This window comes from Streptomyces sp. QH1-20, from assembly GCF_041283565.1.
Lineage (GTDB): Bacteria > Actinomycetota > Actinomycetes > Streptomycetales > Streptomycetaceae > Streptomyces > Streptomyces syringius.
This window is the reverse complement of the sequence record NZ_CP166299.1, coordinates 3,753,415-3,766,491: the sequence shown is the minus strand read 5'-3', so window position 1 is coordinate 3,766,491 and position 13,077 is coordinate 3,753,415. Positions and strand designations below refer to the sequence as shown.

At 71.2% G+C, this 13,077-nt stretch carries 11 protein-coding genes; 6 read left to right on the top strand and 5 right to left on the bottom strand.

What is annotated here, in order from left to right:
* Window positions 1-195 precede the first annotated feature (195 nt).
* The 4 genes from AB8O64_RS16870 to AB8O64_RS16855 all read right to left on the bottom strand — a co-directional run bounded on the left by AB8O64_RS16870 (window position 196) and on the right by AB8O64_RS16855 (window position 4,256).
* Window positions 196-1,416, bottom strand: a complete 1,221-nt coding sequence (locus AB8O64_RS16870; RefSeq protein ID WP_370419863.1) for a DUF5667 domain-containing protein — start codon at window positions 1,414-1,416, stop codon at window positions 196-198.
* Window positions 1,417-1,619: 203 nt separating this feature from the next.
* The gene (locus AB8O64_RS16865) at window positions 1,620-2,402 is read right to left on the bottom strand and encodes an ECF subfamily RNA polymerase sigma factor, BldN family (protein WP_130878854.1); all 783 of its coding nucleotides are present in this window, start codon (window positions 2,400-2,402) and stop codon (window positions 1,620-1,622) included.
* A 490-nt stretch (window positions 2,403-2,892) separates the two neighbouring features.
* A complete protein-coding gene (locus AB8O64_RS16860; protein WP_356448838.1) occupies window positions 2,893-3,852 on the bottom strand; it encodes an HAD-IB family hydrolase in 960 nt (319 codons plus the stop codon).
* A gap of 125 nt (window positions 3,853-3,977) precedes the next feature.
* A complete protein-coding gene (locus AB8O64_RS16855) occupies window positions 3,978-4,256 on the bottom strand; it encodes a glutaredoxin family protein (RefSeq protein WP_130878856.1) in 279 nt (92 codons plus the stop codon).
* Window positions 4,257-4,603: 347 nt separating this feature from the next.
* Between AB8O64_RS16855 and AB8O64_RS16850 the strand changes: the two genes are divergently transcribed.
* From AB8O64_RS16850 to AB8O64_RS16825, 6 genes are all read left to right on the top strand, one after another.
* A complete protein-coding gene (locus AB8O64_RS16850) occupies window positions 4,604-5,371 on the top strand; it encodes a redox-sensing transcriptional repressor Rex (RefSeq protein ID WP_370419862.1) in 768 nt (255 codons plus the stop codon).
* A gap of 64 nt (window positions 5,372-5,435) precedes the next feature.
* Entirely contained in the window at window positions 5,436-6,869 is a 1,434-nt protein-coding gene (locus AB8O64_RS16845; RefSeq protein WP_370419861.1) for a glutamyl-tRNA reductase, read from the top strand.
* A gap of 83 nt (window positions 6,870-6,952) precedes the next feature.
* Complete coding sequence (gene hemC, locus AB8O64_RS16840) at window positions 6,953-7,942, top strand: hydroxymethylbilane synthase (protein WP_370423883.1); 990 nt, start codon at window positions 6,953-6,955, stop codon at window positions 7,940-7,942.
* Complete coding sequence (locus AB8O64_RS16835; RefSeq protein WP_184740388.1) at window positions 7,939-9,588, top strand: uroporphyrinogen-III synthase; 1,650 nt, start codon at window positions 7,939-7,941, stop codon at window positions 9,586-9,588. Before hemC ends, AB8O64_RS16835 begins: the two co-directional genes overlap by 4 nt.
* Window positions 9,585-10,574: a porphobilinogen synthase gene (gene hemB / locus AB8O64_RS16830; protein WP_370419860.1), complete on the top strand. Its 990-nt coding sequence runs from the start codon at window positions 9,585-9,587 to the stop codon at window positions 10,572-10,574. The genes AB8O64_RS16835 and hemB overlap by 4 nt, the downstream gene beginning before the upstream one ends.
* 165 nt (window positions 10,575-10,739) lie before the next feature.
* Window positions 10,740-11,165, top strand: coding sequence for an ATP-binding protein (locus AB8O64_RS16825; RefSeq protein WP_130878862.1), 426 nt, complete (start codon window positions 10,740-10,742; stop codon window positions 11,163-11,165).
* Between the two features lie 66 nt (window positions 11,166-11,231).
* Here AB8O64_RS16825 and argS read toward each other — a convergent pair whose 3' ends face one another.
* Window positions 11,232-12,989, bottom strand: a complete 1,758-nt coding sequence (gene argS, locus AB8O64_RS16820; protein ID WP_370419859.1) for an arginine--tRNA ligase — start codon at window positions 12,987-12,989, stop codon at window positions 11,232-11,234.
* Window positions 12,990-13,077: the final 88 nt, after the last annotated feature.

Sequence of the window (13,077 nt, the reverse complement as noted above, 5' to 3'; positions counted from 1 at the left end):
GCGGTCGGCCGAAGCCTGTGAGGCCCCCTGGGCCGAGCAGTGCGAGGGCGGCCATTCAGGAGGGGCCGCTGTACAAACTGCTGGTGCAGCGGCGGTCGGTCTTCTTCTAGTGCAAGCAGAGGCGGTCGGTGTTCTTCTGAGGCGTTGTCCACGCCTCTGTCCGAGTGAAGAACACCGACCGCCTGTTTCCGCCGTCTAGCTCGCGTCCTCGCCGTGGATGCCGAGGCCCGGGAGGATGTCCGGGAGGAGGGGCGGGATGGTGATGTCCGGCTGCTTGGACGGCTTGCCGTCCTTGCCGTGCTGGGGCTGCTTGGCCGATCCCGAGCTGTCGGAGCTGGGCTGGGGCTGGAGCAGGCCCGTGCCGCCGAGGAGGCCCTGACGGTCGTCGTGGCCGCCGGGGGACGCCGAGCGGGGCTTGCCGCCCGAGCGCTTGCCGTCGGACGTGGACGATGCCTGGGGCGGCTGCGCGGAGTGGCCCCCGCGTCCCGGGGTGCCGTGCTTGGGCGCGTGCGGGGCACCCGGCGCGTCGTGCTTGCCCCCCGGGGTGGTGGGCAGCAGTGAGCGCAGCGGTCCGACCTCGTCGTCTATGGCGGCGAAGACCGAGCTGACCTGGTCGCCCACGTCGTGCAGCTGGAGGGGCAGCTTGTCGCGCAGCTGGCTCCAGCCCTCGCGGTGCGAGGAGGTGAACGAGGACAGCCGCTGGATCGCGCCGAGCGAGCCGTCCCGTTCGTAGGCCTTGTGGAGCAGGCGGTGGCCCTCCGAGGCGTCGTGGGTCATGCCGGAGAGGGTCTTGCGGATCTCGCCCAGGGACTCGTGGTCGAGGTGGCCTACCCGGCCGCGCTCCATGAGGCGGCGGGCCTCGAACAGCCGGGTCGAGGCCCGGTCGAGGAACAGGCTGCCGCGGTCGGCCTCGTTGTCGGTCAGACCGAGCTTGAGATCCTCCATGCCGCGCTTGAGCCCGTAGAGCGAATCGCCGGGCAGGGCGTTGGAACTCGCGGCGGCCACGCCGCCGAACGCGCCCGCCGCCACACCCACCGTGAGCCCGCCGGCCGCGAGCCCCTTGGACCAGCGGGAGCGTGGCTTGAGCCGGCTCAGTGGACCGGCCCGGTGGGTGCCCTTGCCCGCGGTCCGGCCGCCCGCCGCGCCCGTGCGGGGCTCGGGGACCGTGGCCGGCTCACCGGCGAAGTGGGACTCCATGGCAGCGATCAACTGCGCCCGCTGCACGGTCCTGACCTCGGGATCCAACTCGGGTGCGGGCAGCTCTCCGAGCCCGCTCGCCAAGGCCAGCAACTTCCCCTGCTCGGTGTCGTCCACCGATGGGCCGGGCTGTGCGGCCGCCGCGCCCTGGAGTTCCTGGTCCTCCAGGGCCTGGGCGAAGGCGTTCGCCCGCCGGTGCGCCGAAACGTTCGCGATCACAGGCGGCACCTCCTCTCGTCATGACGGTCGACTCCCCTGAAACCTGGAGGGTTGCACGCCTTGAGCGCATCCACTCGATCGAGTGAGTTGCTACGGGCATGGCGCGACGGCAGGGAGTCTGCATCCCGCACAACGAGCGGTTCCGCAGTCGGGTTACGCGATCGGGGCGATGTGACCGCTGGTGAGTGAACGGGTGCACAGGGTCAGCGCGCGTCGTCCGGGAGGAGTCGGGCCAAAGTGCGCACGGCCCGGTACTGGAGGGTCTTGATCGCGCCCTCGTTCTTCCCCATCACACGGGCGGTCTCGGCGACGGACAGGCCCTGGAGGAAGCGCAGGGTGACGCACTCCTGCTGCTGTGGGTTGAGCTTGCGCACCGCCTCCAGGAGGGCGGCGTTGGAGAGGGACTCCAGGACGGAGTCCTCGGGGCTGCGCTCGACCTCGTTGGCGTCGAGCATCTCGCCGGTGGTCACCTCGAGCCGGAAGCGCGACGACTTGAAGTGGTCGGCGACCAGATTGCGGGCGATGGTCACCAGCCAGGCCCCGAAGTCGCGGCCCTGCCAGGTGAACGTGCCGATGCGGCGCAGGGCGCGCAGGAACGTCTCACTGGTGAGGTCCTCGGCCGTGGCCCGGCCGCCCACGCGGTAGTAGATGTAGCGGTAGACGGTGTCGGCGTACTGGTCGTAGAGACGGCCGAAGGCTTCGGCCTCGCCGGCCTGGGCGCGCTCGACCAGGTCGAGCATGCGGGCGCTGTCGCTGTCGGCACTCGGGCGGCGGGTCGTAGTGGACGTACCGGCGCCGGCGCCGCGGCGGGCGCGTCTGCCGACCGCCGCACTGCCCTCGGCGAGGGCGTAGCAGGGGCCGGCGGGGACGGGTGTGGCGAAGGCGGGGACGGCGTACGCGGTGGGGACGAAGCCGCGCAGACGGTCGATGACCGTTGCGCGCAGCGTAGCCAGGCCCGAGGCGTCAACCCCGACGTGTGGGTACACGGGACTCCCAGAGGCAGAGCTTCCATCACGTGCAGTGCGGGACCGTTCACTCGTCGTAGGGACAAGGGGGTACCGGTTTGCGTCTGAGGAGAATAACGCTTCGTACAGGCAGCGCTACACCGAGTTGCTCAAATCATCGTTTCCGTTCGATCTCTTACTGATTGACGCTCGATCAAATATCGAACTGTGAACGGAAGTTGACGTAATGGGGCGCATGTGTGGCCGATTGGGCAGCGTGTTGTGGCAATCCGGACACGGAAGGACTGTCGGGGGCCGTGTGGGGGTATGACAACAGGATTGCCTGTGGGTCACCTTCGGTTACGCCCTGTTGCCGCCCGTTCGACACAGGTGGCCGAATACGGGCCGGCAACGGCAGCGGGGGGTGACACCCGCCCGGGGGAAGCCTGCGCGGGGAGCGGTCCCCGATCGGTCAGGGACCGGTCCGTCGTGATCCTGGGACCGGCCTGCGACCGGATGGCGGCCGGGCGCGTCAGTGGCGGCGGCGGTGCAGGGCGACGGCCGCGGCCGCGCCGCCCGCCAGGGCGCCCGCGGCGGCCGCGGCCGGGATGCCGACCTTGGCCGCCTTGCGGCCCGTCCGGTAGTCGCGCAGCCGCCAGCCGCGCTCCCGCGCGTGCTTGCGCAGCCGGCTGTCCGGGTTCACGGCGTAGGGGTAGCCGACGATCGACAGCATCGGGATGTCGTTGGCGGAGTCGCTGTACGCCGCGCAGCGGGAGAGGTCCAGGCCCTCGGCGGCGGCCAGTGCCCGTACCGCCTCGGCCTTCGCCGGGCCGTGCAGCGGCTCGCCGACGAGCTTGCCCGTATAGACGCCGCCGACGGACTCGGCGACCGTGCCGAGCGCGCCGGTCAGGCCCAGCCTGCGGGCGATGATGGTCGCGGTCTCGACCGGCGCGGCGGTCACCAGCCACACCTTCTGGCCCGCGTCGAGATGGGCCTGGGCCAGCGCCCGGGTGCCCGGCCAGATGCGCTCGGCCATGTACTCGTCGTAGATCTCCTCGCCGATGGACATCAGCTCCGAGACCCGGTGGCCCTTGACGATGGACAGGGCGCTGTCGCGCGCGTCCTGCATGTGCTCGGGGTCCTCGACGCCCGCCAGCCGGAACCACGCCTGCTGCCAGGCGAAGCGGGCCAGCTCGCGCTTCTGGAAGAAGTGCCGTTTATAGAGGCCGCGGCCGAAGTGGAAGAGGGCGGCGCCCTGCATGACGGTGTTGTCGAGGTCGAAGAAAGCCGCGGCCCGTACATCGCCGGCGACGGGGAATTCGGGCTCGGCGGGCTTCTCCGGGACGGGTGGCCGCTGCTCGGCCTGCGCGGCGGTCTCTTCCGCGTTCTCCTGCGCGGACTTGCGGGCTGCCTCCGCCGCGGCCTCGCCCGCCAGCACGCTGCGTGCCGTGGCGGAGCGCCTGCGCGGAGTGATCCATCCCAGTGCGGCCATGTCGGGAGCATAGCCAGTTTGTTCGGGGTAACCGGAGTCGGAACGATTCAGTGACGTGAACTTCACGAGACGTGTTCGTTACTCTCCGCGCGGGGCCCGGCCGCGAGGCCTTGCGCGCGCCGGGGTCAGCCGCCGAGGGCCTTCCGCAGGCGCGCCGGATTCACCCGCCAGAAGTCGTGCTGCGCGCCGTCGACGAGGATCACCGGAATCTGCTCCCAGTACTTGCGGTACAGCTCCTCGTCCTCGGTGATGTCCTTCTTCTCCCAGCGGGCGCCCAGTTCGCCGCAGATCTCGGCGATCACCGCCTCGGCGTCGTCGCACAGGTGGCAGCCGGGCTTGCCGATCAGCGTCACCGTGCTGTCGGCGGGATTCTTACGGGCGTTTCGGCGCAGCAGCGGGCTCATGCAGGCCATTGTGCCCCCAGGGCGCCCGAGCTCGGCGGCTCGTTTGGGTGCCTGAGTCGACTACCATCATGTGGCGATTTGTTGGTGTCCGGGGGTATGGCGATGAGGAGTGAGCGCGCGTGTCCCCGTCGGCGCACCCTTGGTACGGGAGTGATCGGTGTGGCGGTCGCGATGGTGCGGGCAATGGTTCCCGGACCGGGCCGAAACACCGCGTGACGCCGGTCACTTTGCCCGGACAAAGCGGACACCATCTTTGTGCACGCGTTCACAAAGGCATAGCCTGCGTTCGACGGGGCGGTCCTGGGACAAGGCGCCGCCCGCAGCCCCGCTCTACCCGCAGGAGCACCGTGGCAACTGGCCGAACTCACCGACCGGCGACCCGAAGCCGAGGGATTCCCGAGGCCACCGTCGCCCGGCTTCCGCTGTATCTGCGTGCGCTGACCGCGCTCTCCGAGCGTTCGGTCCCCACGGTCTCCTCCGAGGAGCTCGCGACCGCGGCGGGGGTCAACTCCGCCAAGCTGCGCAAGGACTTCAGCTACCTCGGCTCGTACGGCACCCGCGGTGTCGGCTACGACGTCGAGTACCTCGTCTACCAGATCTCGCGGGAACTCGGCCTCACCCAGGACTGGCCGGTCGTCATCGTCGGCATCGGAAACCTCGGCGCCGCCCTGGCCAACTACGGCGGCTTCGCCTCCCGCGGCTTCCGTGTCGCGGCGCTGATCGACGCGGACCCGGCCATGGCCGGCAAGCCGGTCGCCGGGCTGCCCGTGCGGCACACCGACGAACTCGAAGCGATCATCACGGACAACGGCGTCTCCATCGGCGTCATCGCCACCCCCGCGGGTGCCGCGCAGCAGGTCTGCGACCGGCTCGTCGCGGCCGGGGTCACGTCCATCCTCAACTTCGCGCCCACGGTCCTCTCCGTGCCCGAGGGCGTGGACGTCCGCAAGGTCGACCTCTCCATCGAGCTGCAGATCCTCGCCTTCCACGAGCAGCGCAAGGCCGGCGAGGACGCCGCGCAGACCGCCGTCGCCACACCGCCCCGCGTGCCGCGCACGGCCGGCGGCGGCCGAAAGGGACCGGACGGGGATGTCCCCGCCGTGATGCCGGCATGAGCGAGCGGATCAACGAAAGGCGCGTCCGGGACGCAGGCCTGCCCGAGCGAAGCGAGGGTGGAGCATGAGCCTGCTCGTCGTCGGCCTGAGCCACCGCAGCGCGCCGGTCAGCGTGCTGGAGCGCGCCGCCCTCACGGCGGACGCCCAGGCCAAGCTGTTGCACGACACGCTGGCGGCGGAGCCCGCCACCGAGGCGACCGTGCTCGCCACGTGCAACCGCATCGAGCTGTACGCCGACGTGGACAAGTTCCACGCCGGTGTCGCCGAGCTGTCCACGCTGCTCGCCCGGCACACGGGCGTCGGCCTGGACGACCTGACCCCGCACCTCTACGTGCACTACGAGGACCGGGCCGTCCACCACCTCTTCTCGGTGGCCTGCGGGCTGGACTCGATGGTCGTCGGCGAGGGGCAGATCCTCGGCCAGATCAAGGACGCCCTCGCCCTCGGCCAGGAGCTGCACACCGCGGGCCGCCTGCTCAACGACCTGTTCCAGCAGGCCCTGCGCGTCGGCAAGCGCGCCCACAGCGAGACCGGCATCGACAAGGCCGGCCAGTCGCTGGTGACCTTCGGCCTGGAGCAGCTCGCCCGCGACACGCCCGTCGCCGACTGGGCCGCGGGCAAGCGCGCCCTCGTCATCGGCGCCGGCTCCATGTCCTCCCTCGCCGCCGCGACCCTCGCGCGCGCGGGCGTGGCCCACGTGGCCGTCGCCAACCGCACGGTCGAGCGGGCGCGGCGCCTCGCCGCGATCCTCACCGAGCCCGCGGGCCCCGCCGCGCGCGGCGGGTTCACGGCCTCCGCCGTGGAGATGACCGCCGTGGCGGACGAGCTGTCCCGCGCGGACGTCGTCGTCTCCTGCACCGGTGCGACGGGCCTGGTGCTGACGGCCGACGCCATACGCCTGGCCCTCGCCGCCCGCACGGACGCCGGTCGCGCGGACGCGCTCTGCGCCGTCGACGAGACCTGCCAGGACGGCCCGGACGCCCCCGGTGACGGAGTCGTCCTCGCGCTCCTCGATCTCGCGATGCCCCGCGACATCGACGCCGCCGCGCACGCGGTCGCCGGTGTGCGGCTCGTCGACATCGAGTCGCTCGCCGAGGCCTCCGCCGACGCGCCCATGGCCGCCGACGTCGACCAGGTGCGGTCCATCGTCTCCGACGAGGTCGCCGCCTTCGGCGCCGCCCAGCGGGCCGCGCACATCACGCCCACCGTGGTCGCCCTGCGCACCATGGCCGCGGACGTCGTCGCGGGCGAGATCGCCCGGCTCGACGGCCGCCTGCCCGACCTCGACGACAAGCAGCGCGCGGAGATCACGCAGACCGTGCGGCGCGTCGTCGACAAGCTCCTCCACGCGCCCACCGTGCGGGTCAAGGAGCTGGCCTCGACCCCCGGTGGCGCCGGCTACGCCGACGCCCTGCGGGAACTCTTCGATCTCGACCCGCAGGCGGTCGCCGCCGTCAGCCGGGCCGACACGCGTGACCCCGGACGGGAGCCGGCATGAACGACACCCCCTCCACGGCCGCCTGGGGCAAGGCCGCGGCCGGTGCGCACAGCACCGTCGGCGCGCCCGGCCCGCACGGCGCCGTGTCCGACCAGCGGCCGCTGCGCCTCGGCACCCGCCGCAGCAAGCTCGCCATGGCCCAGTCCGGCCAGGTGGCACAGGCGGTCCACCAGCTCACCGGGCGACCGGTCGAGCTGGTCGAGATCACGACGTACGGCGATGTCTCGCGGGAGCACCTCGCGCAGATCGGCGGCACCGGAGTCTTCGTCTCCGCGCTGCGTGACGCGCTGCTCTCCCACGAGATCGACTTCGCCGTGCATTCCCTCAAGGACCTGCCGACCGCGCAGCCGGACGACCTCGTCCTGGCCGCGATCCCGGCCCGCGAGGACCCCCGGGACGTCCTGGTCGCCCGTGACGGGCTGACCCTCGAGACCCTCCCGGCGTCCTCCCGGAACGGGGTGGCCCGGATCGGCACCGGATCGCCGCGCCGCATGGCGCAGCTCAACGCGTGGGCGCGGTCGCACGGACTCGAGATCGAGACCGTGCCGATCCGCGGCAACATCGACACCCGCGTCGGTTTTGTCACCGATGGTGAGCTCGACGCAGTCGTGCTCGCCGCCGCCGGTCTCACCCGTATCGGCCGGATCGGGGAGGCGACCCAGTTCCTGGACGCCGACGCGGTCCTGCCCGCCCCCGGTCAGGGGGCGCTGGCCATCGAGTGCCTCGCCGAGCACCAGGTGCTCGGCACGGCCCTCGCGGCACAGCTCGCCGAGCTCGACGACCCGTACACCCGGGTCGCCGTGACCGCCGAGCGTTCCCTGCTCGCCGCCCTGGAGGCCGGCTGCTCCGCACCTGTGGGTGCGCTGGCCGACCTGTTGGCCGACGGGCAGATTGTCACTGAAATGCGCCTGCGCGGCGTCGTCGGCTCGACCGACGGCACGACGTTGGTGCAGCTGTCCACCACTGGTCCCGTACCGTCGTCCAGCGAAGAAGCCGTGGCCCTCGGGCGCGAACTCGCCGCCGAGATGCTCGACAAGGGTGCGGCCGGTCTTATGGGGGAGCGAGCACTTTGAACCCCACCGCCCCGATCCACCCCGTGCACGGGCACGTCACCTTCCTCGGTGCCGGACCCGGAGACCCGGGACTGCTGACGCTGCGCGCCGTGGAGGCACTTGCGACCGCTGACGTCCTGATCGCCGATCCGCAGGTGCTCGACGTGGTGCGTGCGCATGCGCGCGCCCATGTGGACATGCCTGCCCAGACGGTTACTGATGAGGCATCAAAAACCGCCGACATCCCCGTCCTTAGGGACACCGCCAATCTTGTCATGACGGCCGCGCGCGGCGGCAAGCGGGTCGTCCGTGCCGTCCTCGGCGACCCGGGCCTCGATGGCAACGCGGCCGACGAGATGCTGGCCTGCGCGAACGAGGGCATCACCTTCGAGGTGGTGCCGGGCGTCGCCACGGCCGTCGGCGTGCCCGCCTACGCCGGTGTTCCGCTGCGCGACGGCAAGGGCGCCGACGTGCGGTTCCTCGACGCCCGTACCGCCTCGGACACCTGCTGGTCCGAGGTCGGTGCGAGCGAGGTGACCGCCGTCGTCTCCACCACCCTCGACTCGGTCGTCGCGGCCGCCGGTGAGCTGGTCTCCGCCGGGCGCAAGCCCGACACCCCGCTCACCGTCACCGTCGCCGGCACGACCACCCGCCAGCGCACCTGGACCGCGACCCTCGGGTCCCTGGCGCAGGTGCTCAAGGCCGCCAAGGTGCTGCCGTCCCCGGACGGCGGCCAGCCGGTCATAGCCGTGGTCGGTGAGCGCAGCGCGGCCGCGCAGCGCGACCGGCTCTCGTGGTTCGAGTCCAAGCCGCTCTTCGGCTGGAACGTTCTCGTCCCGCGGACCAAGGAGCAGGCCGCCTCGCTCTCCGACCAGCTCCGTTCGTACGGCGCCGTGCCCAGCGAGGTCCCGACCATCGCGGTCGAGCCGCCGCGTACTCCGCAGCAGATGGAGCGCGCGGTCAAGGGCCTGGTCACCGGCCGCTACGAGTGGATCGCCTTCACTTCCGTCAACGCCGTCAAGGCGGTGCGGGAGAAGTTCGAGGAGTACGGGCTCGACGCGCGTGCCTTCGCCGGCATCAAGGTCGCGGCCGTCGGCGAGCAGACCGCCAAGTCGCTGATCGAGTTCGGTGTGAAGCCCGATCTCGTGCCCAGCGGCGAGCAGTCGGCCGCCGGTCTGCTGGAGGACTGGCCGCCCTACGACCCGGTCTTCGACCCGATCGACCGCGTCTTCCTGCCGCGCGCCGACATCGCCACCGAGACCCTGGTGGCGGGCCTGATCGAGCTGGGCTGGGAGGTCGACGACGTCACCGCCTACCGGACCGTGCGGGCTTCCCCGCCGCCGGCCGAGACCCGCGAGGCGATCAAGGGCGGCGGCTTCGACGCCGTGCTGTTCACCTCCTCCAGCACCGTGCGGAACTTGGTCGGCATCGCCGGCAAGCCGCACAATGTCACCGTCATCGCCTGCATCGGCCCCGCCACCGCGAAGACCGCGGAGGAGCACGGCCTGCGGGTGGACGTGCTGTCGCCCGAGCCCTCGGTGCACAAGCTGGCCGAGGCGCTCGCGGACTTCGGTGCGGCCCGGCGCGACGCGGCCCTGGAGGCCGGCGACCCGGTCACCCGCCCGAGCGAGCGGCGGCCCGGATCGCGTAGAAGGGCACGGAGTTGAGCACGTACGGAACCTTCCCCGGGGCTCGCCCCCGGCGGCTGCGGACCACCCCGGCCATGCGCCGCATGGTCGCGGAGACCCGGCTGCACCCGGCAGACCTGATCCTTCCCGCCTTCGTGCGGGAGGGCATCGGCGAGCCGGTGCCGATCTCCGCCATGCCGGGCGTCGTCCAGCACACCCGCGACACCCTGCGGAAGGCGGCCGTCGAGGCACGTGAGGCCGGCGTCGCCGGGATCATGCTCTTCGGCGTGCCCGAGGACGCCAAGAAGGACGCGGCCGGTACCGCCGGCACCGACCCCGACGGCATCCTCCAGGTCGCCATCCGCGATGTGCGGGCCGAGGTCGGCGACGAGCTCGTCATCATGTCCGACCTGTGCCTCGACGAGTACACCGACCACGGCCACTGCGGGGTCCTCGACTCCGAGGGCCGCGTGGACAACGACGCGACGCTGGAGCGCTACGCCGAGATGGCGCAGGTCCAGGCCGACGCGGGAGTCCATGTGGTCGGTCCCAGCGGCATGATGGACGGCCAGGTCGGCGTCATCCGCGACGCGCTGGACCAGACCGGCCACGAGGACGTCTCGGTCCTCGCCTACACCGCGAAGTACGCCTCCGCGTTCTACGGCCCCTTCCGGGAGGCCGTCGGCTCCTCGCTCCAGGGCGACCGCAAGACGTACCAGCAGGACCCGGCCAACGTCCGGGAGTCGCTGCGCGAGCTGGAGCTCGACCTCGCCGAGGGCGCCGACATGGTCATGGTCAAGCCGGCCCTGCCCTACCTCGACATCCTCGCCAAGGTCGCCGAGTCGGTGGACGTCCCCGTCGCCGCCTACCAGATCAGCGGTGAGTACGCGATGGTCGAGGCCGCCGCGGCCAACGGCTGGATCGACCGCGACCGGGCCATCATGGAGTCGCTCACCGGCATCAAGCGGGCGGGCGCGAACATGATCCTCACGTACTGGGCCACCGAGGTCGCCCGGCAGCTGTAGCCCGGCTGCCGTCCGTACGCGCACACACCGATGGCGGCGTCCCCCCAAGGGGGACGCCGCCATCGTCGTTCCCGGATTCGGGGGCGTTCACGCATTCCCGCCTGGAAAGCGGGGCACTGCCTTCCTTACGGTGTGTAGCACATCGCTTACTGTCCGGAGGCGTGCATGAGTACCGATCCCGAACTCACCGACGACTGGGAGTACACGCTCCAGGTGCCCGCCGACCCCATGGCGCCCTGCATCGCCCGCCGTACGCTCCGCACGATCTTCGAGGAACACGGCTTCCCGGAACTGGCCGACACCGCCGAACTGCTGACCTCGGAACTGGTCACCAACGCCTACCGCTACTCCGACGGCCCCGCGTCGGTGCGGGTCAAGCAGGACGGCGACCGGGTGCGGGTGGCCGTGTGGGACACCAACCCCCGGCTTCCCCGGCTGGATCTGGCGGCGCTGCCCGAGGTGGACGCCGAGCAGGGGCGGGGGCTGGGGCTCGTCCGCATGTGTGCCGACAGCTGGGGCGGATTCGAGCTGCGGGACCAACCACAGGGGCTGTCGGGCAAGTTGATCTGGTTCGAACTGGGAGCGGGGTAGGGCTCACTTCCGCGAATTCCCGTGACGTACGGGACGTCCGCGAAAGGGGCCCCACCCCGCGTCCGACTACAGCTGCTCGGGCGTCCGGATGCCCAGGAGCGACATGCCCTGCCGCAGGGTGCGCGCGGTCAGGTCGCAGAGGAACAGACGGTTCTCGACCTGCTGCGGGGTGTCGGCCTTGAGGACCGGGCACTCGGCGTAGAACGTCGTGTAGAGCGAGGCCAGCTGGTAGAGGTACCCGGCCAGCTTGTGCGGCTCGTAGGAGGCCGTGACCTCCGCGAGGTTCTCCCCGAACTGGTCCAGGTGCATGCCCAGGGCGCGCTCGGCCGGGGCCAGCGCCAGCTCCGGGTGGGCCACCGGACGGGCCTCGCCCGCCTTGCGGAGGATCGACTGGATCCGCGCGAAGGCGTACTGGAGATAGACGCTCGTGTCGCCGTTGAGCGACACCATCTGGTCCAGGTCGAACTTGTAGTCCCGGGAGACCGACGTCGACAGGTCCGCGTACTTCACCGCGCCGATGCCGACCTGGGCACCCCGCTCGGCGATCTGCTCCTCGGTCAGGTCCTGGGCCTTCTCCCGGACGACGGCCGTCGCGCGGTCGATCGCCTCGTCGAGCAGGTCGACCAGCCGGACCGTCTCGCCCTCACGGGTCTTGAACGGCTTGCCGTCCTTGCCGAGCACCGTGCCGAAACCGAGCTGGACGGCCTTGGTGCCCTCGGTCAGCCAGCCCGCCCGGCGGGCGGTCTCGAAGACCATCTTGAAGTGCAGGGACTGCCGGGCGTCCACCACGTACAGCAGGGTGTCGGCCTGGAGGTTGCCCACCCGGTCGCGGATCGCGGACAGGTCCGTGGCCGCGTAACCGAAGCCGCCGTCGGACTTCTGGACGATCAGCGGCGAGGGCTTGCCGTCCGGGCCCTTGACGTCGTCGAAGAAGACGCACAGCGCGCCGTTGGAACGGACAGCGACACCGGACTCCTCCAGCAGCCGGCAGGTCTCGGCGAGCATGTCGTTGTAACCGGACTCGCCGACGATGTCCTCGTCGCGGATCTCCACGTCGAGCTTGTCGAAGACCGAGTAGAAGTAGATCTTCGACTCGTCGACGAACCGCTGCCACAGCGCGAGGGTCTCCTCGTCACCGGCCTGGAGGTCGACCACCCGGCGCCGGGCGCGGGCCTTGAACTCCTCGTCGGAGTCGAAGAGCGTCCGCGACGCCTTGTACAGCCGGTTGAGCGACGACATGGCCTCCTCGCCGGAGACCTCGCCCCCCTTGTGGTCCAGCTCGTGCGGGTGCTCGATCAGGTACTGGATGAGCATGCCGAACTGGGTGCCCCAGTCGCCGATGTGGTGCCGGCGCACGACCTTCTCGCCGGAGAACTCCAGGATCCGCACGACCGCGTCACCGATCACCGAATTGCGCAGGTGGCCGACGTGCATCTCCTTGGCCACGTTCGGCTGGGCGTAGTCGATGACCGTGGTGCCCGGGTGCTCCGCGAACGGCACGCCGAGACGGTCGTCGGCGGCGCGCTCGGCGAGCGTCCTCACGATCGCCTCGTCCGTGATCGTGATGTTCAGGAAGCCGGGGCCCGAGACCTCGACGTCCTTGATCAGCTCACCGGCCGGCAGCTGCTCGACGACCTTCGCCGCGAGCTCGCGCGGGTTGCCCTTCAGCTTCTTGGCGAGCGCCAGCATCCCGTTGGCCTGGAAGTCGGCCCGGTCGCTTCGTCGCAGCAGCGGGTCGGCGGCACCGGCCTCCGGCAGTGCTGCCGAAAGGGCGTCCGCGATGCGCCGGTCGAGCGAGGAAGCGAGGGAAGGAACCGATGCCATGGGGTGGGTGCCGTTCCGGTAGAGGGCATTTTCGATACGACCGAGTATCCCACGCGCCCCTCGCGGACCGGGATGGTATTTCGCCCGG